This window comes from uncultured Jannaschia sp., from assembly GCF_947494055.1.
Lineage (GTDB): Bacteria > Pseudomonadota > Alphaproteobacteria > Rhodobacterales > Rhodobacteraceae > Jannaschia.
Genome location: NZ_CANLTR010000028.1, coordinates 1 through 19,895, shown reverse-complemented (window position 1 = coordinate 19,895; position 19,895 = coordinate 1). Strand labels below are relative to the sequence as shown.

At 63.2% G+C, this 19,895-nt stretch carries 23 protein-coding genes and 1 pseudogene; 10 read left to right on the top strand and 14 right to left on the bottom strand.

The features are described from left to right. Window positions 1-68: 68 nt before the first annotated feature. Both Q1A87_RS16985 and Q1A87_RS16980 read right to left on the bottom strand, forming a co-directional pair. Window positions 69-1,091, bottom strand: a complete 1,023-nt coding sequence (locus Q1A87_RS16985) for a hypothetical protein (RefSeq protein WP_299653882.1) — start codon at window positions 1,089-1,091, stop codon at window positions 69-71. Further along, on the bottom strand, window positions 1,092-1,832 hold the full coding sequence (locus Q1A87_RS16980; RefSeq protein ID WP_299653879.1) for a hypothetical protein: 741 nt from the start codon (window positions 1,830-1,832) through the stop codon (window positions 1,092-1,094). Window positions 1,833-1,899: 67 nt separating this feature from the next. Between Q1A87_RS16980 and Q1A87_RS16975 the strand changes: the two genes are divergently transcribed. Then, window positions 1,900-2,988: a hypothetical protein gene (locus Q1A87_RS16975; protein WP_299653876.1), complete on the top strand. Its 1,089-nt coding sequence runs from the start codon at window positions 1,900-1,902 to the stop codon at window positions 2,986-2,988. 3 nt (window positions 2,989-2,991) lie between these two features. Here the strand turns inward: Q1A87_RS16975 and Q1A87_RS16970 are convergent, their stop codons facing one another. The 7 genes and pseudogenes from Q1A87_RS16970 to Q1A87_RS16940 form a co-directional block, all read right to left on the bottom strand. Next, entirely contained in the window at window positions 2,992-3,642 is a 651-nt protein-coding gene (locus Q1A87_RS16970) for a hypothetical protein (protein ID WP_299653873.1), read from the bottom strand. A gap of 153 nt (window positions 3,643-3,795) precedes the next feature. Further along, window positions 3,796-4,248, bottom strand: a complete 453-nt coding sequence (locus tag Q1A87_RS16965; RefSeq protein ID WP_299653870.1) for a hypothetical protein — start codon at window positions 4,246-4,248, stop codon at window positions 3,796-3,798. Beyond that, on the bottom strand, window positions 4,248-4,835 hold the full coding sequence (locus tag Q1A87_RS16960; RefSeq protein WP_299653867.1) for a hypothetical protein: 588 nt from the start codon (window positions 4,833-4,835) through the stop codon (window positions 4,248-4,250). The genes Q1A87_RS16965 and Q1A87_RS16960 overlap by 1 nt, the downstream gene beginning before the upstream one ends. Before the next feature lie 57 nt (window positions 4,836-4,892). Continuing rightward, window positions 4,893-5,849 (bottom strand): annotated as a pseudogene (locus Q1A87_RS16955) (IS630 family transposase). A 238-nt stretch (window positions 5,850-6,087) separates the two neighbouring features. Next, window positions 6,088-6,627 (bottom strand): recombinase family protein, encoded by a 540-nt coding sequence (locus tag Q1A87_RS16950; protein WP_299653864.1) that lies wholly within the window; start codon window positions 6,625-6,627, stop codon window positions 6,088-6,090. Window positions 6,628-6,744: 117 nt separating this feature from the next. Further along, a complete protein-coding gene (locus Q1A87_RS16945) occupies window positions 6,745-7,134 on the bottom strand; it encodes a type II toxin-antitoxin system VapC family toxin (RefSeq protein ID WP_299653861.1) in 390 nt (129 codons plus the stop codon). A gap of 11 nt (window positions 7,135-7,145) precedes the next feature. Next, window positions 7,146-7,403 carry an AbrB/MazE/SpoVT family DNA-binding domain-containing protein gene (locus Q1A87_RS16940; protein WP_299653858.1) on the bottom strand — a complete coding sequence of 86 codons (258 nt, stop codon included), beginning with the start codon at window positions 7,401-7,403 and terminating at the stop codon, window positions 7,146-7,148. 169 nt (window positions 7,404-7,572) lie between these two features. Here Q1A87_RS16940 and Q1A87_RS16935 point away from each other — a divergent pair, with 169 nt between their 5' ends. Together Q1A87_RS16935 and Q1A87_RS16930 are read left to right on the top strand one after the other, a co-directional pair. Beyond that, a complete protein-coding gene (locus Q1A87_RS16935) occupies window positions 7,573-7,965 on the top strand; it encodes an acyl-CoA thioesterase (protein ID WP_299653855.1) in 393 nt (130 codons plus the stop codon). Between the two features lie 154 nt (window positions 7,966-8,119). Beyond that, on the top strand, window positions 8,120-8,842 hold the full coding sequence (locus Q1A87_RS16930) for a DUF533 domain-containing protein (RefSeq protein ID WP_299653852.1): 723 nt from the start codon (window positions 8,120-8,122) through the stop codon (window positions 8,840-8,842). A gap of 241 nt (window positions 8,843-9,083) precedes the next feature. Here Q1A87_RS16930 and Q1A87_RS16925 read toward each other — a convergent pair whose 3' ends face one another. The 4 genes from Q1A87_RS16925 to Q1A87_RS16910 form a co-directional block, all read right to left on the bottom strand. Beyond that, entirely contained in the window at window positions 9,084-10,037 is a 954-nt protein-coding gene (locus Q1A87_RS16925) for a sugar-binding transcriptional regulator (RefSeq protein WP_299653849.1), read from the bottom strand. Between the two features lie 61 nt (window positions 10,038-10,098). Beyond that, window positions 10,099-11,562 carry an FGGY-family carbohydrate kinase gene (locus tag Q1A87_RS16920; RefSeq protein ID WP_299653846.1) on the bottom strand — a complete coding sequence of 488 codons (1,464 nt, stop codon included), beginning with the start codon at window positions 11,560-11,562 and terminating at the stop codon, window positions 10,099-10,101. Window positions 11,563-11,565: 3 nt separating this feature from the next. Next, window positions 11,566-12,525 carry a transketolase family protein gene (locus Q1A87_RS16915; protein ID WP_299653843.1) on the bottom strand — a complete coding sequence of 320 codons (960 nt, stop codon included), beginning with the start codon at window positions 12,523-12,525 and terminating at the stop codon, window positions 11,566-11,568. After that, window positions 12,522-13,343, bottom strand: coding sequence for a transketolase (locus tag Q1A87_RS16910; protein ID WP_299653840.1), 822 nt, complete (start codon window positions 13,341-13,343; stop codon window positions 12,522-12,524). Before Q1A87_RS16910 ends, Q1A87_RS16915 begins: the two co-directional genes overlap by 4 nt. A 189-nt stretch (window positions 13,344-13,532) precedes the next feature. On the opposite strand from Q1A87_RS16910, the gene Q1A87_RS16905 reads away from it, so the two are divergent. The 5 genes from Q1A87_RS16905 (at window position 13,533) to Q1A87_RS16885 (ending at window position 18,753) form a co-directional block, all read left to right on the top strand. After that, window positions 13,533-14,507: an ABC transporter permease gene (locus Q1A87_RS16905; RefSeq protein WP_299653837.1), complete on the top strand. Its 975-nt coding sequence runs from the start codon at window positions 13,533-13,535 to the stop codon at window positions 14,505-14,507. Between the two features lie 110 nt (window positions 14,508-14,617). Then, window positions 14,618-15,547 (top strand): substrate-binding domain-containing protein, encoded by a 930-nt coding sequence (locus Q1A87_RS16900; protein WP_299653834.1) that lies wholly within the window; start codon window positions 14,618-14,620, stop codon window positions 15,545-15,547. A gap of 79 nt (window positions 15,548-15,626) precedes the next feature. Continuing rightward, window positions 15,627-17,117: a sugar ABC transporter ATP-binding protein gene (locus Q1A87_RS16895; RefSeq protein WP_299653831.1), complete on the top strand. Its 1,491-nt coding sequence runs from the start codon at window positions 15,627-15,629 to the stop codon at window positions 17,115-17,117. Between the two features lie 19 nt (window positions 17,118-17,136). Continuing rightward, a complete protein-coding gene (locus Q1A87_RS16890) occupies window positions 17,137-17,919 on the top strand; it encodes an SDR family oxidoreductase (protein WP_299653828.1) in 783 nt (260 codons plus the stop codon). Window positions 17,920-17,961: 42 nt separating this feature from the next. Next, a complete protein-coding gene (locus Q1A87_RS16885) occupies window positions 17,962-18,753 on the top strand; it encodes an SDR family oxidoreductase (RefSeq protein ID WP_299653826.1) in 792 nt (263 codons plus the stop codon). A gap of 51 nt (window positions 18,754-18,804) precedes the next feature. On the opposite strand, the gene Q1A87_RS16880 is transcribed toward Q1A87_RS16885, so the two are convergent. After that, window positions 18,805-19,059: a DDE-type integrase/transposase/recombinase gene (locus Q1A87_RS16880; protein WP_299653823.1), complete on the bottom strand. Its 255-nt coding sequence runs from the start codon at window positions 19,057-19,059 to the stop codon at window positions 18,805-18,807. A gap of 95 nt (window positions 19,060-19,154) precedes the next feature. On the opposite strand from Q1A87_RS16880, the gene Q1A87_RS16875 reads away from it, so the two are divergent. Together Q1A87_RS16875 and Q1A87_RS16870 are read left to right on the top strand one after the other, a co-directional pair. Then, window positions 19,155-19,391, top strand: coding sequence for a type II toxin-antitoxin system prevent-host-death family antitoxin (locus Q1A87_RS16875; RefSeq protein WP_299653820.1), 237 nt, complete (start codon window positions 19,155-19,157; stop codon window positions 19,389-19,391). Further along, entirely contained in the window at window positions 19,391-19,780 is a 390-nt protein-coding gene (locus Q1A87_RS16870) for a type II toxin-antitoxin system VapC family toxin (protein ID WP_299653817.1), read from the top strand. The genes Q1A87_RS16875 and Q1A87_RS16870 overlap by 1 nt, the downstream gene beginning before the upstream one ends. Window positions 19,781-19,895 lie beyond the last annotated feature (115 nt).

Here is a 19,895-nt window from a genome sequence, read left to right as displayed (position 1 = left end):
CTGCGAGCGAAACGGGTGCGGGCTGTCGCCGATCTTCTGTCTTCTGTATACGGCGGTGAGGCCATGCTCTAGCCTTCTGGCTTAAGATCCTCGGGAGGATCGGCGCGTTCTTTAGGAGACGCTTCGGCTACGGCCGATTCCGAGCGGGGCTGCGCAGTCGAGCTGCGTCCAGCGAGGAGGTCGTGGATTCCCACGATGATTGTCATGATGGCGGCGCCGAAACCCAAGATGGCCACCAAGGCAAGGGTGAACTGGTCGGCCAAAGCCCGGTCGGTCCAACCCGGGACGATGTCGCTTGTGGCAAAGCCGTGACGCCCGACGCGGAGTGCGGGCCAAATTCCTTTTTGGGCGGCGCTCGCGATCACCAGAAACCCCTTTTCACCGGGTTCCGGCGGGGAGACGAAGCCCGTGACTTCCATCGGATTTTCGGCATTCTGGTCGAAGATCACGACGCTGTCGCCCGGCATGAGGTCGTCCGCCGCGACCACGTCCGAACTCTTCCGGGCCATCAGTCGCTCGCGGAACTGGTAGCGGCCTTCGTACAGGATCTCGTTGGCGCCGCTTTCTATTCGATCGCCGATCTCCACCGTTCCCGCGAACGGCACGGCGGCCAAGTTTTGCAATATGTCCGCAGGCATGACAGCGCGGACGCCGGGAGAGACGCGAACCGATCCCTGCAGTCCAATGGCTTCGATCGGACCGCCGCCGGGGAGATCCTCGACCCGAATTTCTAGCGGCCCGGTTCCGCGCCGGATTAATTCGATGACCGCACCTCCAGGCCACCGAATATCGACTGCGCCGGGCGGAGCGATCTCGGGCGCCACGCCGCAAATCTGGCCGGTGGGCACTTGCCCATCCTCGTTGCGCGAAGCCCGAACGCGTCCGCACCACGCCGTCGCAGGCAAGCGCCAGTCGGAGTCCTCTGCGATTGTCAGGCGCGCAATCGAAGTTCGAGCCTCGATGAACGTCGATCTTTCCCGCGGCAACAGATAATACGTGACCAGCGACACGACGAGAATGACGACAACCACCGAAGCAATGATGCGCGCGGCCCCGCTCCAGAAGAGCGTCGAGCCATACCTCCGCGTCATTCAGCGCCCCTCTGGAAGGATCAGTTCGATGAACCTGGGGGGATCGGTAACGCCTGCCGTAGCGGTATTGATTTCGATCATGCTACGGGCACCATCGAGTACATCCGGCGATATGACACAGGAGAAGTCGAAGCTTCGTATGTCCGTCGCTGACTGGTCCCTTCGAAGCGAGGTGCAGTCGATTGCGGGAACGGACGGATCGCTGCCAACGTAGATGTAGGCCTCTCGTGCGCCAAGCGAGTTAATCAACAGGCGGACCGGCAAGCGGCTATCTGCGTCGGCGACGTTCCAGTAGCCGACGAGGTATGTATCGGGATCGCTTGCGCACGCGCCGACCGAGAGGGCGACCGCGAAATCCGGCGTCGTCAGTTCAGAGAGCAGGTTTCCGTGTTTGGTCTCGTAGCCGAAATCGATCACGCCCCCCTGCCGCCAGTCTGAAGGCTCGGGAAGCTTGTATCTATACTGCGCCTCGTAGGACCCATCGAGCGATCCCGCCCGCATGCAGATTTCCTCTCCCGCCAGCGATGACGGCACATACGCCCGCAAGGACGGTCTTTCGTCGAGAATTTGCGCTTCGTCGAATACCGCGCCCGCGACGAAAGTGCCCGATATCTGCACGCTGCTGTCCAAGGCTTCGGAAGCGGGCGTCCAGTCGACCGGATTGATATACCCGTCGGGATCGGCAACCAATGTAGAGGGCAGCGCCATGAGCAAGCTCAGGGCCAAGTAGCGGAACGCCATATGGCACCTCGCGGAAAAGGTATCGCGTCGATAGACTGATAGTCGCGAAACTCGGACCGGGCCAGCCATGCATAGTATCATCTTCGCGTTCTTGCAGATCTTCCTGTTCGTTCTGGCGAACCTCCTCTCCGTTGCGGTTCGGGCCGAGCCCGCCTATGTGCGCGGCAGTGAGGAAGGTCAGGCCTTCACGTTCCACCATTCGGGGCAGTGCTATGCCCTTCTGCCGGACCACGTGAGCGCGCGAAGCCGCTTCCTGATGACGGCGGGTACGCCGCCTCGCGAAGGCCGTGGCACGATGACTGAAATCCGGTTTCCCTTGGCGGATTTCGCTTTGGCTACGGTCGAAGGGACGCTCGCGGTCGATTGCAACCCCGCCTGGGACGCCATGCCCTCCAATCTCGGCCCTTTGCTGCCGGACGCCGGGCTGGCGACGCTGACCAAGGTGCGTCCTAACGGCGTGACGGAACGCATGCGTGTGGTGATGTCCCCCGTCGTTTACGAACATGTCGGGATCACCCCGGTGGATCCGGCGGAGCGCGGACGGATCGCGAAAGGCTGGTCGGGTTCGCTTCTCAGCGTGGACGAGACGCCGGTCGGCATCGCCATCGACCTGCCGGGGGGTGATTGGGGCGCGGAGGCGCGCATCCTGCGCTTCGATGCCATGAAGGGCCGGCTTGAGCGCTATCTCCGAGCGGGCCCGGGATTGAGAAATGCGTCGGCCCCCGTGGTCGCCGAAAACAATCGCATCCCCTTCGAGGTCGTCGGCTGGTCCGCGACCCCCGCTTCCGCCGAGAACACCCCCACGGAGCTCGCACAGGACGGAGGCGCGCCGTTCCTCACCGGGCCGCTGTCGGAGGCCGTATCCCTGAGATTGCGGCTCCTGAGCGACGAGCCAACGCCGGTCCTCGGCCGCGTCGAGATCGAGACGACGCTGGACGATGCGACGACGCCGCCGCGCTCCGTCCTACTTTTCGCCCCTGCCTCGGTCGACGACACTTCGCCCCGACGGCTGACCTCCGGCCGGGTCCAGGCAACCGGACAAGGGGAAATCAATGTCGGTCAGCAGCAAACGAAATGGCTCGACATCCGGATCACCGACGTCTGGAACCCTGCTTTGCCCCTGCGGATCGACGCGCTACGCGTCTTCTCCCCGTAAGGCTCATTCAATCAGGACGATCCGTGCGGGGGCGGGTTCTCTTATACCTGAGGTGTATTGTAGCGTTCCCTCGAGCGCTCCTTCCGAATTAAGGGTCAGCTGTCCTTTTCCGTTCGACCAACCCGCAAGGGAGACCGCCGAATTGGCGAGCATGAACGCGCAGTTATTGTAGCCATTGAAAGGCCAGCAGTTATCTGCCTCGTCGTATGCGTCCAGCGCGAAGGTGAAATAGCCCGTCTCGCCGTCCTGGCTGAAACCTCCCCTTAGGGCATTTATGTAGTCGACCATTCCGGTTTCTTCGTCATCCTTTGCCGTCAGGTCGATTTCGATCTGGAACGGCCCCCCCTCGTCGAAAATTGCCCTGAGCGCGGCGTCCCGGAACAACGCATTGGCCGAAAACAATCCGAACTCCTTGGCCCGACGGACAAGCCGCGGATCGTCCGATGCCAGCATGAAGTCCATGGCGCGCCGAGCCCGCTCCTCGTCGCTCCCGTTGAGGATCTGCTCGAACTCTGCGATTTCGGCGTCCGAGACGCCCTCCTGCTGCGCGGCTTCATCAAGGGCGCGGAAGGCTTCGATCGCCGATTGCGCGAATGTCGGTGCCGGCCCGACGGACAAGGCAACGATGATGAAAAGGTATCGATAAGAATCCATTCGGTTTCCTCTGGTTCTCTGGACCCGATCCGACAGGTGCATCTCAGGAGCTCCGGCTATGCCATACCGGCATCTTGAGCTTGACTCGTTCCCCGGATCAAGAGGCCGGAAGGTATGCGACCCTTGGTCTTGTGCGGCCTGCGCTGCATCGATTTACGTCTCGAGCGCCGCGAGCCAGGTTTCTGGGTCATGCACGATGGCTCGGTCGGCTACCTTCAGCTCGATCACCGTTGTGCAATAGTCGCGGATATCAATCGGACCCCAATCGCCGGTTGCATGGTTCCTGATGAAGGCCGCTACCTCCGACGGTAAATTGAATGAAGCGTAATAGTAGCCGAGGTCACGATCACCGCGCAATCGATCGAGCGCATCGACGCATACAATTAGAAACTTTTTCCCGTTCGCACGAGCTTCAGCGATCTTCTTATCATCGATGTCCGGCAATTTGGCCTGTCCGCAAGCTTGGATGTCTTTGGAGTAGCATGCCGAACGCTCTTCAATATCGCTTCTTCTTTTCGGTACCGGAGTGTTTGTGTCCCATTCTTTACGAAAGGTGCCTAGTGTAAAGAATTTTTGAGCAGCGGTCCTGCAGCTCGCCTTGCTCATTACTCGAAACGCGCGGTCAACACGGTCAGGATGTCAGCCCCGAGAGTGCGAGTGTTCTTCGGGTTGCCGTTCGCGTTCAGGACATCGACGCCGATGTCGTTGGCGACCGAACGGAGCGTCGGTTTTGCAGGATTGTCAGGCACCCCGTCACGCTCGACCAGGATCGTGCCGTTCTCGAACTGACGGATCTCGATGTTTTTGTACTTCGCCGCAGACGTCACCTTGAGTTCGGAAAGATCGCGGCCCTGCCTCCGGGTGCCGGGGCTGTAGATGAGGCGACCTCCAGACTCTCTCAACTCCGACAGCACCTCGGCAGCGGGGCGATCGAGCAGTTCTTCGATCGAGACCTCGTTCTCTTCGACAACGAGGCGAAGGACGATGACGCGATCCACCTGGTCGAAGGTTTCCGGGTTGAACGCCACGTGCGTAGAGGTCGTGATCGTCTTCACCGAGATGCGTTCGCCATCCGCGCTGACGATATCGTAGCCCTTCTGGTTGATGGCCAGGGCCATCTGCCCCCGCGTGATCATCGCGGCGTAGAGCTCGCCGATCCGTCCGGTAAGGTGCCGCAACTCAGCCTGCGGCACGCCCCAGCTCAGTTCCTTCTCGAACCATGCCAGCGCGTCGGCTAGAGCGACGGACCATTATTCTGACGCATAGCCTGCATGGCAGAGGTAGTTGCGGCATTCGTCGGGGCTGAACATGTCGCAGACGTCTCCGAGGGCGGTAATGAGGTCGTTGAAGGTCCGCGCGCCGATGCGGCGCAGGTGGGCCTTGAGCTTGGCGAAGGCCATCTCGATCGGGTTCAGATCGGGCGAGTAGGCGGGCAGGAAGAGGAACCAGCATCCCGCCCGGCGCAGGGCGTCCGCTGCGGCGGACACCTTGTGAGTGGAGAGGTTGTCCAGGATGACGGCGGTCCCCGGTTCGAGGGCCGGGACGAGCTGCGTCTCGACCCAGGTCGTGAAGGCGGGACCGTCCATGGCGCCCTCGATCACCCAGGGCGCGACCAGCGCGTCGGAGGTGAGGCCCGCAACGAAAGTCTGCGTCTTCCAGTGCCCGAATGGGGCGTCGGCGCGCAGGCGTTTCCCGGGGCGCTCGCCCGCGCAGGCGGGTCATGTTGGTCTTCACCGAGGTCTCATCCACGAACACGAGCCGATGAGGCTCCCGGCGCATCCAGGGCAACCTGCGCCGCACCCAGTCCCGCCGGGCCTGGCGGATCGCGGGACGGCGGGTCTCCGTGGCGATCAGCGACTTTTTTTGACCCGCCAGCCCCAGCGGCGCAGGGCGCGGCTCAGCGAGGCAGGCGCGACCTGCACGCCCGTCGCATCCTCCAGCGCGCCCGCCAGTTCCGGCATGGTGATGTCGGCGTCGCCCCGGGTGACCTCCAAAAGGAACGCCCGGTGCGGACCCAGCTTGCCGCCGCCCGGGCATCGCCCACGGCGCCCGGGCGCAAGATCCTCGCCCGCCCGGACCCGGCGCGCGAGCCGCGTCCCCGCAGCCGGCGAGATCAGAAGCCGCGCCGCCGCTCCCCGCGCGCTCATCCCCCCTTCGATCAGCCGCGCGAACCGCCAGCGGACGTCCATCGATAACGATACACCCATGAGCCAACCTCCCAACTCAGGTGAATCACGCATCGGTCCCGTTCGCCAGAACCGAGTCCGAATGAACGTCCGCCGCTTTAGCGATCTGATGATCTGAACTTGCGAGAGGGTTATGAGGTGCTTTCTCGATTTCCATACTGGCGAGAACAAGAGCCCAACAGCCTCGCCCCGTCTCATCGATTGATCCTTCGCTGCATTGTAACCGTGTCGATCAACCGAACGCAGTCTACGACGCTTCCTATGCCCGCCTGACCGTGTTCGGACTGACGCCGAACAACCGGGCGATCTCCGCGATCCGCCGGCCTTCCTCGTCGCGCAGGCGTCGGACCTCGTCACGCTGCTGCCGGGACAGGGCAGGGGGCCTGCCTCCAACCCGGCCCGCCTTGCGCGCTGCGGCCAGTCCCTCCCGCGTCCGCTCCGAGATCCGCTCTCGCTCGAACTGGGCAATGGAGGCGAAGACATGGAAGACGAGACGACCGGCGGAGGTCGTCGTGTCGATGTCCTCGGCCAGGGACCGAAAACCTGCGCCCTTCGCACGGATCGCCTCGACGATGGCCAAGAGGTCCTGCAGCGACCGGGAGAGTCGGTCGTACTTCGTGACCGTCACGACGTCGCCCGCGCGGAGCTGCTCGATCAGCTTGTCGAGCGCGGGACGGGCCCGCTTCGATCCGGAGACCTTCTCGGAGAAGACCCGCTCGACCCCTGCAGCTTCGAGCGCGTCGAACTGTGCCTCGAGGCTCTGACCCTCGGTCGACACCCGCGCGTAACCTATGATCACCGCCGCCCTCCCATAAACCTTCCAGAACTAATCGCGTTTTGAACGGGGGTTGTGGAACGGTCAAGCTATTGGCGGGTGAGGGGTGCACGGAAACGTTCTGAAACGGCCGTTATCGGTTCAATCGATCCAATTCTCGACCCTGAGCCCCTGAACCCGGTCAAATTCTCCGATGTTCGCCGTCACGACGACAGCTCCCGAAGCGAGGGCATGGGCGGCAATCAGCATGTCATTGGGTCCGATGGGCGTTCCTGCGGATTCCAGCTCGTTGCGGATGCGGCCGTATTCCGCATCGGCAGGCGCGTCGAGCGCGAGTACCGGCATACTTTCCAGTATCGCCTCGATCTGGGCCGTCAGCCTTGCAGACCCTTTCTTCGCACAGCCGAAGCGCAGCTCCGCCGCGACAACGATGCTGACGCAGATCGAATCTGGACCTACCTTGGCAATATGCTCCGTGACGCGCCCCTGGGGATTGCGAGCCAGTTCGGACACGATGTTCGTGTCCAGCATGTAAAGTCCGCTCACAGGTCGATGTTTCTCATCGGCAGCAGATCGTCGTCGATGTCAGGGAACGCGTCATGCGGTTCGAGCGGATCCAGCCCGGCCAGCACTTCGAGTAGGTTCTTCCGTCGCGCAGGCTCGATCACCAGCCGGTCACCGTCCCGGTGGATCATCACGGAGGTGCCAGGCAGTTCGAAATCGGCCGGGATGCGAACGGCCTGACTCTTGTTATTACGAAAAAGCTTTGCCTCACGCGACGATGAGTGTTGCTGCGGCATGGCGACTTACCTCGCAAGGTTGCATATGTTATGCATATACATCTGGCGTGGTCACTGCTCAAGGGCCCTATCGTCGGAGATGAATAATCATAACGGCGGTTTACGGAAGTTCGCAGAGCCGAGGCATTGTCCCGGGAACTCCTGTCGTGACCTGCGGGTACGTGACCCTATGGAGAAACATCCCGAGCATCCCCACGGCGCCCCGGCAATCCGCACGATCGCAATGCCTGCCGATACCAATCCGTCAGGCGACATCTTCGGCGGCTGGCTGATGAGCCAGATGGACCTCGCGGCAGGCAACCTCGCCGCGCTGACGGCCCGCGGCCGCGCTGCCACGATCGCTGTCGACGCAATGAAGTTCCACCGGGCGGTCAAGGTGGGCGACGAGGTCTCGCTCTACGCCAGGCTTCTCTCCGTTGGCCGAACGTCGATGAAGATTCACGTCGAGGCCTGGCGCCGCTGCCGCGACGGCGATGAGACCGAGAAAGTCACCGAGGCATCCTTCACTTTCGTTGCCCTCGACAAGGACGGCGTGTTCCGTCCTGTCCGTCCCGAGGCTTGAACCGATAGTCGCGTTCGAGCGGCACTGGTCTCTCCGGTAACCTCGGTGCGGGGTTCTGGCAGGTGCTCGCTCGATGCGGGTTTTGTTCATCCCCCGTGTGCGGAACGCTTCGTACATGCGAGCGTTGTGCGCGGTGCAGGAGAGGAGAGCCAGCATGAGCCTCAAGCGTATACTCGGAACGATGCTTGTCAGCCGCATGGCGGGGCGGGGACGGCGACAGGGATCGCTCGGAACCTCGGCGATGCTGGGCGGCCTCGGCTATCGGCGGCGACCGATGATGGGTGGCAAGATGGGTCTCGCCGCGCTCGGATACATGGCTTACCGCGCCTATCAGGACCAGCAGAGCCGGACCGGTGGAAGCGCCGGGACCGCAAGCCGGTCAGCAAGCTCCAGTGGCGGAATTTCCGGCATGATCCAGGACGTGGCAGACCGCCTGACCGGTAACACGGAGGCGGACCACGGCGGAGCCGGCGCAACACGCGGTGGCACGGAAGAGGATCTGCGGGAAGACAAGCGAGCGGCCGAAAGCTTCAGCGACCAGACCGCGCTTCTGCTCATCCGGGCAATGGTCGCCGCCGCCTATTCGGATGGTGCGATGTCGACCGAAGAACGGCAGCGGATTATGCAGGAAGTCGAGCAGTCCGGCGCTGACGACGAAGATCGTCGCGTCATGGAACGCGAGATCGCGAATCCGAAGCCCCTCGACGAGTTGCTCGCCGAGGTGAATGACGAAGAGACGGCCGAACAATTCTATCTGGCGTCCCGTGCCGCCGTCGACGGCGAGACGGCCCCGAACAGGGCTTACCTGTCCGACCTCCGTCAGCGGCTTGGGCTGTCGGACCAGCAGGCCGCCGAGGTCGAGGAGCTTGCTACGTGACGTCGCCTCTCTTGGCGAAGTGGCAAATGGCATCATGGCAAGTTGTAGGGAAAGGCCAAGTGAAGGCCCATCGTCTTAAGTTCTCGAACGCGGATTACCGTTATAAAAATACATAACCGACAACCTTTTAGCTCGACGCATGATGCGGCCGACGGATTGCACCACGTGGATCAGAGATTTCCGAGGGTGAAGAAATATGGGGAGCGAGCGGTGTGAGGAGTGCGGCAACACTTGCTTGGGTCTACTCTGCCGCTTCTCTCTGAGCGTCGGGGGAAACAAGTCGCTCAGCCGTGAACTTGTCGGTAATGAGCAGGTCAATAACGCCGGTCCTCAGCGCGCCCCGAATGGCATCCGTCTTCGCATATCCGCCAGCCAGCGCGATGACGCGGTCGACCTTCGATAGCTCCTCTAAGGTGATTCCAATCACGCGCTCGTCGAGCGGCGTCCGGACGGGCGCGCCGCCTTGGTCGAAGAACCTCAGGCTCATGTCGCCGATGCCACCCGCCTCGACCACGTCAACCAGCTCGCGTGAGGAGAACGTGTTTCCACTGCGCGCCAGCATTCCCGATGGCTCGACCGCCCCGATTCCGACGATGGCGAGATTGATCTTGGAGAACAGGTCCATCGTCTCGCGGACATAGGTATCGCCGAGCAAGATCAGCTTGGCTTCGCGTGATTGCGCAACGGCGGGGGCGCTCAGCAGATGCGGCTCGGCGCCCGTCAGCTTGGCGAGCCGGGTCGTAAGCTGGTTAGCGTGGGTCTGGACGCTTGGGTCGCCGATGCCGCCTAGTGTCTGTACCACATGCTTGGCGCGGCCAGACTTCATCGGGTGGATGTTCTCGACCATCCGCAGGATCGTCTCGGACCAACTCGACACGCCAATGACCTCACCCGCTTGCAGCGTAGCCTCGAGGAAATGCGCGGCCGCCTCGCCGATCCGCGACATGATGGCGGCGTCCCGGTCTTCGGTGCATTCGACCACGATCGCCTCGGAAAGGCCGAAGCGCGACCGGAGCCCTTCCTCGAGCTCCGTGTAAGTGCCCAAGGGGGAAATGATAGTGGTACGGACGATCTCCTCCTCATAGGCGCGCTTGAGCATTCGCGAAACTGTTGCCTGGGAGATGCGCAGGTGCCGCGCGATCTCCGCCTGCCGCTGACCCTCGACGTGGTACATCTGGGCCACGCGGGCAATCATCCGAAGTTCGTTGACACGAGACATTCCGGGTCATCCCCACGTTCGTTGGAATAATTATGCACTACACCGCGGCAAGCGTTCCAGCAATGGCGCGGCGCCACCGCTCGACGCTCATCTCCCGCAGATCGCTTGGCAACTCTGGCACGATGTCGGGATTATGGGCCGACAGGGCCGCCACGGCGTCGAGGTCCTGCCAAAAGCCGACCGCGAGCCCAGCCAGATGCGCGGCGCCCAAGGCAGACGCCTCGCTGTTCCGGCAGGGCGTGACGGAGTGGTCGAGCATGTCGGCCACGATCTGCATCAGGAAGCTGTTACGGCTCGGCCCGCCGTCGACGAAGAGCCGGCCGAACCCGTCGCCCGCCTGCGCCATGATGTCGAACACGTCTCGCACCTGATGGGCCATGCTCTCGGCGGCCGCTCGGGCGACGTGGGACGGCTCGGTGCCGAAGGACAGGCCGCAGATCAGGCCGCGAGCTTCCGCGTTCCAATGCGGCGCGCCGAGGCCGACATGGGCGGGCACGAGTGCCACACCGCCCGCGTCCGGCACCTGCTGCGCCAGCCCCATCAGCGCCTCCACCCCGTCCAACCCTAGCAGTTTCGCGGTCCATGGCAGGATCGACGCGCTGATCAGGATGTTGCCCTCGAGTGCGTAGGTCGACCGGCCGTCGAACGACCAGGCGATGGTCGTCGTGATGCCCCGGGGTGGCGCGGCGAACTCCCGGATGGTCGTCATCACCGAAGACCCGGTCCCGAAAGTGACTTTGCCGTCACCGATGTGGAACGCGCCGTGGCCGAAGAGGGCGGCGTGAGAGTCTCCGATGGCAGATGCGATCGGAACGCCGTCCGGTACCACCTCGGCCGATTTGGTCTCGCCGAAGAGGCTTGAGGAGTCCCGCACTTCAGGCAACATGCGGCGAGCGACGCCGAACAGGTTGCACAATGTCTCGTCCCACGTTCCGTCAGGAAGATTGAAGAGCTGCGTACGGGCTGCGTTCGATCGGTCGGTGGCGTGAACCGCACCGCCCGAAAGCTGCCAGATCAGCCAGGTGTCGATGGTGCCGATGCAGACATCGCCGCTGGACTGGCCATAATTGTCGAGGAGCCACCGGATCTTTGTCGGCGGGAACAGCGGATCGAGAGGCAGGCCCGTTAGCGCGATCACCTCCGGTTCGTGCCCCGCAGCGCGCAGCGTGGCGCAGGCCGCCGAGGTGCGCCGGCATTGCCAGGAGACGACAGGGCCCAGGGGCGTGCCTGTGCGGCGGTCCCAGATCAAGACCGACTCGCGCTGGTTGGAGATGCCGACCGCGACGACCTCGATGTCGGGCGCGGCGGCGCGGCAGGAAGCGATGGCCGCCCGCGTCGCCGCCCAGATTTCCGTCGCGTCTTGCTCGACCCAGCCTGAGCGGGGGTGCTCGATCGGTACAGGCGACGAGCCGCTCGCGACGATCTCGCCGGACGCCGCGACCAGGACGGCCTTGGCGTTGGTCGTGCCTTCGTCAATCGCCAGAACGGCCCGCCGCGCCATCGTTCAGCGTTTCCGCTTCACGAGGTCCGCCGCGCTGTCGGCGATTGCCGCGGGCGACATCCCGAAATCATCGAGCAGCACGTTGGCCGAGGCCGTGTGCGCGAAGACGCCGGGAACGCCGAGTCGCTTCATCGGGACGGGGCAGGTCTCGACCACGATCTCCGCCACGGCACTGCCGAGACCCCCGAATGTCGTGTGCTCCTCACAAGTCAGAATTGCGCCGGTCTCCTCAGCAGCGCTCTCGATCGCTGCCTCGTCGATGGGGCGCACGCAGGCCATGTTGACCACGCGGGCCGAGATGCCTCGGTCTTCCAGCATCACTGCAGCCGTCATCGCGCGGTGGGTAAGCACACCGTTGGCCACGATGGTGAGGTCGCTGCCATTGCGCAGGACCTGGGCCTTTCCGAGTTCGAACACGTGACCCTCGGGCAGGATGTCCGGCACGCCTACGCGGCTCAGCCTGAGGAAGCAGCCGCCTTCGTAGGACGCGGCCCACTTCACAGCCGCGGCGGTCTCGATCCGATCAGCCGGTGCGATCACAGGCACGTTGGGCAAGGCGCGGATCCAAGCGAAGTCCTCGATCGAATGGTGGGTCGGGCCAAGTTCACCATAGGCCATTCCCGAACTGATGCCGACGAGCTTCACGTTGGTCATCGAGTAGGCAACGTCGGCCTTGATCTGCTCAAGCGCACGACCCGTCAGAAAGGGAGCGGCAGCACAGACGAAGGGGATCTTGCCACCGTTCGCGAGGCCCGCGCCGACGCCGACCATGTTCTGCTCGGCGATGCCGACGTTGATCAGCCGCTCGGGGAACTTCTCCCGGAACCCGCCGAGCTTCGACGAGCCGACGGAGTCATTGCAGACGGCGACGATGGCGTCGTCGGCCACGGCCAGCGACTCCAGCATCGCGGTGAAGGCGTCGCGGCAGTCGTGCAGCTTCGCGTCGCTAAATGGCTTGTTCATCCTGCGGCCTCCTCGAGCTCAGCCATGGCCTGCCTGTATTGCGCTTCGTTCGGTACCTTGTGATGCCAAGCGACGTCGTCGGACATGAACGAGATGCCCTGACCTTTGTTGGTATGGGCGACGATGCATTTGGGTTTCCCGGCGGTGACCGTTTCAGCCGACAGCGCCCGGCAGATCTGATCCATGTCGTGCCCGTCGATCTCCTCGACCGCCCAGCCAAAGGCTTCGAGCTTGGGGGCAAGTGGAGCCAGGTCGTTGGTGTCGGCCAGCCGCGCGCCCTGCTGCAGGCGGTTGTGGTCGATGATGAGTGTCAGGTTGTCGAGCCCGAACTGCGCGGCCGCCATGATGGCCTCCCAGTTGGAACCCTCCTGCATCTCGCCGTCGCCGGTTATGACAAAGGTCCGCCAAGCCGCGCCGTCGAGCTTCGCGGCCTTCGCCATGCCGACCCCGATGGGAAGGCCATGACCCAGCGGCCCGGTATTGGTCTCAACGCCCGGAACCTTGACACGGTTCGGGTGGCCGTTGAGCCTTGAGCCGTACTTTAGGAAGGTCGAGATCTCCCCCTTGGGGAAGAAGCCGCGCTCTGAGAGCATGACGTAGAGCGCCAAGGCTGTATGCCCCTTACTAAGTACCAAGCGGTCCCGCGCGGGGTCCTGTGGCGCCTGCGGATCGACCGACATCGTCTTAAAATACAGGGCGGTCAGCAGGTCGGTGACTGACATCTCGCCGCCGATGTGACCGGCCCCTGCTTCGAAGACGGCTTGAAGATCGCGGCGCCGAACGCGGTTCGCAATTTTACGGAGTTCCTCGGTTTCCATGTTCGTTCCTGCATAATTATTCTATATCAATTAATCATACCCGCTCTCCGTGGTCAAGCGATTGGTTGTTAGTCTGAAGCCTACCTGGGGGCTGTTAGCTGTCTGAAGGTCTGGTGTTGACAGCTCCGCTTAATACACATAGGCATTTATTATCAGCATTGCATATTTATGCTGTGGGGAGGGAAATGAATGGCTGTGACATCTACGCGGACTAGTGAGCGAGCTAGGCTGCCCGATCTCTTTACCCTTAGCGGCGCGACTGGTCCGCTCATTGGTCTGATCCTCCTCTGTGTCTTCCTGTCTTTCGCCACAGACTCGTTTCTGACGACGCGAAACTTGCTCAACGTACTCGATCAGATCACGGTGCTCGGGATCATGGCGGTTGGCATGACCTTCGTGATCCTGATCGGAGGCATCGACCTTGCGGTAGGATCCGTTCTGGCGCTCGCGATGATGGTGATGGGCTATCTCGCGAATGTGGCAGGCTATCCACTGGAGCTTGCCATCGTGCTGGCGCTCGGTGTCGCCGCGGCGACAGGCGTCGTCTCGGGACTTTTGGTCACGATTTTCAGCGTGCCTGCATTCATTGCCACGCTGGCCATGATGTCGATCGCGCGCGGTCTCGCGAACATGATCACCGACGGCCAGCAGATCGTCGGCTTTCCTGCCTGGTTCAGCATGCTGGCCTTCATCCGCCATGGTGGCTTCATCACGGCGACCGTCGCGGTAATGCTGGTCGTGTTCTTGGCGGGTTGGTTCTTCCTGCGCTACACAGCCGCCGGCCGCAGCCTCTACGCCATTGGCGGCAATCCGGAAGTCGCGCGCTTGGCCGGCATCAACGTCAACTTCCTGACGGTCGGCGTCTACGTGATGTCCGGCCTTCTGGCTGGCTTGGGCGGCGTCGTCCTCGCCATGCGGCTCGACTCGGTCCAGCCCACCGCCGGCTTTACCTACGAACTCGACACGATCGCTGCAGTCGTCATCGGCGGCACGAGCTTGTCTGGAGGGCAGGGCGGCATCGCCGGGACCATCGTCGGCGTCCTGATCATCGGCGTCCTGCGCAACGGCCTCAACCTATTGGGCGTCTCGCCGTTCACGCAGGCCGTCGTGATCGGTGTCGTCATCGCCCTCGCTGTCGCTGCCGAGGCCTTCAAGAAACGCTGATCCAGAGATTTGGCGGACGGAGGACCGCCGCCAAAACCACCCGAGCCTGACGCGGACGTCGATCGACATCGCAGTCCCGCAGGCATCGGACCACACCGGAGGAGAACTACATGAAACTCAAGGCAACTCTCATGGCCGCAACGGCGCTGGCGGCAACTGCATTCGGCGGCGCCCAGGCGCAGGAAGTCGAGCGTCTCGGCCTCGCCGTAAGCAACTTGCAGGCCGATTACTTCAACCAAATCAAGATTGGCGTGGAGCAGTACGCCGAGGAGTTGGGCATCGAGGTCATTACCGTCGACGCCAAGAATGATAGCGCCACGCAGGTGAGCCAGGTCCAAGATCTGCTGACCCAGGACATCGACGCGCTGATCTACCTCCCCGCCGGCGCCGCGGCCGCGACCGTGCCGACGCGCCTCGCCCGTCAGGCCGGTATCCCCGTCGTCAACGTCGACCGCAACGCCGAAGGCGAGCCAGGCGACACCTTCATCGCCACCGACAACGCCACCTCGGCCTACGAGGTCTGCAGCCACATCATCGGCCTCGCCGGAGGCGAGGGTCAAATGATCATGATCCATGGGCAGCGCGGCACCACGCCGGAGGTCGAGCGCACCAAGGGTTGCATGAGGGCCATTGAGGAGAACGAGGGCGTCGAGCTCGCCGCCCAGCAGTGGTCGCAGCAATGGTCGCAAGCCGAAGGCCTCGACATTACGCAGAACCTCCTCCAGGCGAACCCTGACGTCAGCATCATCTTTGCACAGGCAGATGGCCTGGCACTTGGTGCGGCGCAGGGGGTGAAGGTCTCGGGTGTCGACCAGCGCGTTTACATCGGCGGCTTCGACGGCGACACGACGGCCCTGCCGATCCTCGTCGAGGGCGGCTTCGATGCGACTGCCACGCAGCAAGTGCGGGGCATCGGTCGCCTTGCTGTGGACAGCGCGATCCAGCTGGTGGCCGGCGAAGAGCTCCCGTCGGAGCAGCTCTTGCCGGGCTATCTGACGACGCCGGAGAATGCTCAAGAATTTGTCGACGAGCATCCTTAATCCTTCAGGCACGCTCCGGTCGGGGCCCGCGACCGCGGGCCTCGGCCACCCGACGACGGATCTGCCGGGAGGACCGCCCATGACCGCCAACGCATTGCCCATCCTCTCGCTCCGCGAGATCCGCAAATCATACGGCCCGATCGAGGTGCTGCATGGCGTCGACCTCGACGTCCATGCCGGCGAGGTGGTCGCCCTGCTTGGCGAGAACGGCGCCGGAAAGTCTACAGTTTCCAACATCATCTCCGGAACGGTCTCCGCCTCCGCTGGAATGATGACCTGGCAGGGAAAGCCTTATGCGCCGGCCAACCCGCGCGAGGCGATAGATGCGGGTGTCGGCATGATCCACCAGGAACTATTGCTGCTGCCGCACCTGACGATCGCCGAGAACATCTTTGTCGGCCGCTACCCCAGGAAAGGCGGCCGCATCGACCGCCGCACCATGCAGGAGGAGGCCGCCCGCGGGCTTCGCCGTCTCGGGCTCGACGTCTCGCCGAACCGGTTGGTTCAGGGTCTTTCGACCGCGAACCAACAGCTCATCGAGATCGCAAAGGCGCTAACGCTCAACGCGAAGCTGCTGATTCTCGACGAGCCAACCGCCGCTCTCGGCGGCGAGGAGACCCGCAAGCTCTTCGAGCAGATCGCTCGCCTGCGCGAGCAGGGCGTTGGCATCATCTACATCTCTCACCGGCTAGAGGAGATCCGCCAGATTACCGACCGCATCGTAGTCATGCGCGATGGTGAGAAGGTGCAGGAGTTCGAAAGCGCCGATATCCCCGTTCGCACCATCGTCGAAGCGATGGTCGGCCGCAGCCTGGAGCGGATGTTCCCCGCACTGCCCACGCCCAGCGACGAGACGGTGCTGGAGGTGAAGGGGCTTGGCTCCGGTTTGGGTCACTTCGCGGACGTCAACTTCAAGGTTCGCAAGGGTGAGATCTTTGGCATTGCGGGGCTCGTGGGTGCAGGGCGCACCGAGCTCGTTCGCGCTATCGCCGGCGCCGATCCGATTTCCGGCGGGCAGGTCCTGCTGAACGGCCAAGACATCACGCCGCGGAGCCCGCGCGACGCGATCCGCAACGGGATTGTCCTGGTCCCCGAGGATCGCAAGCAGCAGGGGCTCGTGACACAGCATTCCATTGCCGAGAACATCGGCTACGCGAATCTAAGCAAGGTCGGTCGCGGCGGCATTGTAACGAGCGGGCGCATCAGGCAGTTCGCCGACCGCAACATCCAGCGGTTCGGCGTAAAGGGCCGCGGCCATCAGAACGCGAGTGAACTGTCGGGCGGCAACCAGCAGAAGGTCGTCATTGCCAAGTGGCTGGCGCGCGACCCGAAGGTTGTCGTACTCGACGAGCCTACCCGCGGCATCGATGTCGGCGCGCGATCCTCGATCTACGAGATCATCGTCGGCTTGGCCGAGAAGGGCGTCGCCGTGATCGTCGTCAGCTCCGACCTCGAGGAGGTGCTCGGCGTGTCGAACCGCATCATGGTGATGGCCGCCGGACGACAGACCGGCATCCTCGACCATTCCGAGGCGAACGACGTCTCTGTCATAGAACTTGCCACCGCCTGACCACCCGGGAGTGAACAGCATGAACCGTTTCGCGGACCGCACCGTCGTCGTGACGGGAGGTAATAAGGGCATCGGCTACGCCATAGCGCAGCGCTTCGCCTCGGAGGGCGCGCAGGTAGCGATCGCCTCCATCGAGCCACAGGTCGAGGAGGCCGCGGCGATGCTGCGCGACGGCGGCGGTGACGCGATCGGCGTAATCTGCGACGTGACCGACGGCGAGGCCGTCGCCGCTCTCTACGACCGCGTCGACGAGCGGTTCGGCCCCGTCGACGTGTCGGTCCAGAACGCCGGAATCATCACCATTGCCCGGATCGAGGACTTGAGCGAGCGCGACTGGGACGCGACCATGGCGGTTAACACCAAAGGCGCGTTCCTCTGTTGTCAGGAGGCAATCCGGCGCATGCGCACGTCCGGGCGTGGCGGGCGGCTCGTCAATATCGCCTCCGGCCAAGCGCGCGAGGGCTTCATATACACGCCGCACTACGCGGCCTCGAAGTTTGGCGTTGTCGGTCTGACCCAAAGCCTCGCCAAGGAGGTGGCGATCGACGGGATCACCGTAAACGCCGTTTGCCCCGGCATCATCAGGACCGACATGTGGGACTACAATGACCGCGTCTGGGGCGAGATGCTGGGCGAGTACGGCCCGGGCGAGCTGATGGCGAGCTGGGTAAAGAACATCCCCATGAAGCGCGCCGGAGAGGGTAGCGACGTCGCAGCCTTGATCGCCTTTTTAGCGAGCGCGGACGCCGATTACATCACCGGCCAGACCATCAACGTCGATGGCGGCCTCATCATGTCCTGAGCACACTCGGGCAGAACGACACTCGAAGACGGAGGGCCGAGCATGGCCAAGATCACTCTGAACGCGCCTGCATTGTTCGACCTGAGCGGGCGCGTGGCGCTTGTCACCGGGGCCGGCAGCGGGATCGGCCAGCGCATCGCCATGGGCCTCGCCCAGTGCGGCGCAGACGTGGCGCTGCTGGATCGGCGCAGCGACGACGGGCTCGCCCAGACCGCCGATTTCATCGGCAAGGCAAACCGAAGGTCGGTGCAGATTGCCGCGGACGTGACCTCCGCCGAGGCGCTGGCGGATGCCGTAGCGCAGACTGGATCCGAACTAGGTCCCTTGACGCTGGCCGTGAATGCCGCGGGAATCGCCAATGCCAACCCTTGCGAAAAGATGGAGGAGTCGCAGTACCAGACCCTCATGGACATCAATATGAAGGGCGTCTGGTTGTCCTGCCAAGCCGAGGCGCGCGCCATGATGGCGCATGGTAAGGGTGGCTCGATCGTCAACATTGCCTCGATGTCGGGCGTGATCGTCAACCGCGGCCTGAACCAGGTTCATTACAACGCTTCGAAGGCCGGTGTCATCCACATGTCGAAGTCGATGGCGATGGAGTGGGTCGACCGCAGCATCCGCGTGAATTCGATCTCGCCAGGCTACACGGCGACTCCGATGAACACACGCCCGGAGATGGTCCATCAGACCAAGGAGTTCGAGAGCCAGACCCCGATGCAGCGCATGGCGAGCGTCGACGAGATGGTCGGTCCCGCCGTGTTTCTGCTGTCGGACGCAGCGTCCTACTGCACCGGCGTCGACCTCCTAGTCGATGGCGGCTTCTGCTGCTGGTGAAGCCCGTGACCGTATGGTCTGCCCCCTGGTGGCTGATTGACCAAACAGATCTCAGACAAAGTCGATCTCACTGCGGACACCGGGTGCCTTCTTTGAGAAGTGGCCGTTCTTGATGGTCCGGATCGTCTCGATGGCGGCGAGGGTTGCTTTGGCAGATCGCGAGGAGCGGAAAGACTGTCGCGTTCCGAAAAGGCGCTTGAGGGCGGCATGATCGCTCTCGATCCAGTTCTTCGCTGCTACAACAACCGCGCATGAACGATGTAGTATAACATGAGGGTCGAAACACAAGTATCTAATAGATAACATCTTTTGTTGTTCCCATACTTTTCAGGAGCACGTGCCAATGCGATCATTGTCTTACTGGAAGCGTTAGACTAGCTTTAGTCCACCGGGAGGCGTCGATGCAGTTCAACATCCACGAGGCGAAGACCCAGTTCTCGAAGCTCGTTGCGGCCGTGGAGCGTGGCGAGACCGTGACGATCTGTCGGAACGGTCGGCCCGTGATCGCCTGCGTGCCGGCGCGGCCCCGGGGGCCGTTTCCGTTCGGCGCATGGGGGTCGCTCGGGGGCGAGGCGTCATCGCTCGATCATATGGTCGGCCCGACCGATGCAGAGACGCTCGACGACATGGGGCTCTGATGCTCCTCGATACGCATGTGCTGATCTGGGCGATGCTGGCGCCAGACCTTCTGTCAGGTCCGGCGCGTGACGCACTCTCGAACGCGACCGAACGCTGCGTGAGTGCGGCGAGCGTCTACGAGATTACCTACAAGGCGATGCTCGGCAAATGGCCCAAGGTCGAGAAACTGCTTTCCATCGATCTCGACGCGCGGCTCCGATCCGATGGGTTCGAGGTCATCCCGGCGTCCGGAGCCGTCATGGAACTCGCTGGACGGTTCGCTTGGGCGCACCGGGATCCGTTCGACCGGATCATCGTCGCGACCGCGCTCGAACGCGCCATGCCGGTTGTCTCGAAGGACACGACGCTGGATACCGTGCCGGGCGGAAGGGTGCAGCGTATTTGGTAAGGACGGTTCATAAGATACCGAAATTACGAGCTTCTATATGTTGCAACCATCCAGAAACGTCACCCGGTCTGCAAAGCAGGAACGTCACCGGTGGGGGGCCTGGGCACGTCGGTTG

Excerpts from the sequence above, each read along its gene's own strand:
- Q1A87_RS16985 (WP_299653882.1), bottom strand. The coding sequence starts at position 1,091 with ATGACGCGGAGGTATGGCTCGACGCTCTTCTGGAGCGGGGCCGCGCGC.
- Q1A87_RS16980 (WP_299653879.1), bottom strand. The coding sequence starts at position 1,832 with ATGGCGTTCCGCTACTTGGCCCTGAGCTTGCTCATGGCGCTGCCCTCT.
- Q1A87_RS16975 (WP_299653876.1), top strand. The coding sequence starts at position 1,900 with ATGCATAGTATCATCTTCGCGTTCTTGCAGATCTTCCTGTTCGTTCTG.
- Q1A87_RS16970 (WP_299653873.1), bottom strand. The coding sequence starts at position 3,642 with ATGGATTCTTATCGATACCTTTTCATCATCGTTGCCTTGTCCGTCGGG.
- Q1A87_RS16965 (WP_299653870.1), bottom strand. The coding sequence starts at position 4,248 with ATGAGCAAGGCGAGCTGCAGGACCGCTGCTCAAAAATTCTTTACACTA.
- Q1A87_RS16945 (WP_299653861.1), bottom strand. The coding sequence starts at position 7,134 with ATGCTGGACACGAACATCGTGTCCGAACTGGCTCGCAATCCCCAGGGG.
- Q1A87_RS16940 (WP_299653858.1), bottom strand. The coding sequence starts at position 7,403 with ATGCCGCAGCAACACTCATCGTCGCGTGAGGCAAAGCTTTTTCGTAAT.
- Q1A87_RS16935 (WP_299653855.1), top strand. The coding sequence starts at position 7,573 with ATGGAGAAACATCCCGAGCATCCCCACGGCGCCCCGGCAATCCGCACG.
- Q1A87_RS16930 (WP_299653852.1), top strand. The coding sequence starts at position 8,120 with ATGAGCCTCAAGCGTATACTCGGAACGATGCTTGTCAGCCGCATGGCG.
- Q1A87_RS16925 (WP_299653849.1), bottom strand. The coding sequence starts at position 10,037 with ATGATTGCCCGCGTGGCCCAGATGTACCACGTCGAGGGTCAGCGGCAG.
- Q1A87_RS16920 (WP_299653846.1), bottom strand. The coding sequence starts at position 11,562 with ATGGCGCGGCGGGCCGTTCTGGCGATTGACGAAGGCACGACCAACGCC.
- Q1A87_RS16915 (WP_299653843.1), bottom strand. The coding sequence starts at position 12,525 with ATGAACAAGCCATTTAGCGACGCGAAGCTGCACGACTGCCGCGACGCC.
- Q1A87_RS16910 (WP_299653840.1), bottom strand. The coding sequence starts at position 13,343 with ATGGAAACCGAGGAACTCCGTAAAATTGCGAACCGCGTTCGGCGCCGC.
- Q1A87_RS16905 (WP_299653837.1), top strand. The coding sequence starts at position 13,533 with ATGGCTGTGACATCTACGCGGACTAGTGAGCGAGCTAGGCTGCCCGAT.
- Q1A87_RS16900 (WP_299653834.1), top strand. The coding sequence starts at position 14,618 with ATGAAACTCAAGGCAACTCTCATGGCCGCAACGGCGCTGGCGGCAACT.
- Q1A87_RS16895 (WP_299653831.1), top strand. The coding sequence starts at position 15,627 with ATGACCGCCAACGCATTGCCCATCCTCTCGCTCCGCGAGATCCGCAAA.
- Q1A87_RS16890 (WP_299653828.1), top strand. The coding sequence starts at position 17,137 with ATGAACCGTTTCGCGGACCGCACCGTCGTCGTGACGGGAGGTAATAAG.
- Q1A87_RS16885 (WP_299653826.1), top strand. The coding sequence starts at position 17,962 with ATGGCCAAGATCACTCTGAACGCGCCTGCATTGTTCGACCTGAGCGGG.
- Q1A87_RS16880 (WP_299653823.1), bottom strand. The coding sequence starts at position 19,059 with ATGTTATCTATTAGATACTTGTGTTTCGACCCTCATGTTATACTACAT.
- Q1A87_RS16875 (WP_299653820.1), top strand. The coding sequence starts at position 19,155 with ATGCAGTTCAACATCCACGAGGCGAAGACCCAGTTCTCGAAGCTCGTT.
- Q1A87_RS16870 (WP_299653817.1), top strand. The coding sequence starts at position 19,391 with ATGCTCCTCGATACGCATGTGCTGATCTGGGCGATGCTGGCGCCAGAC.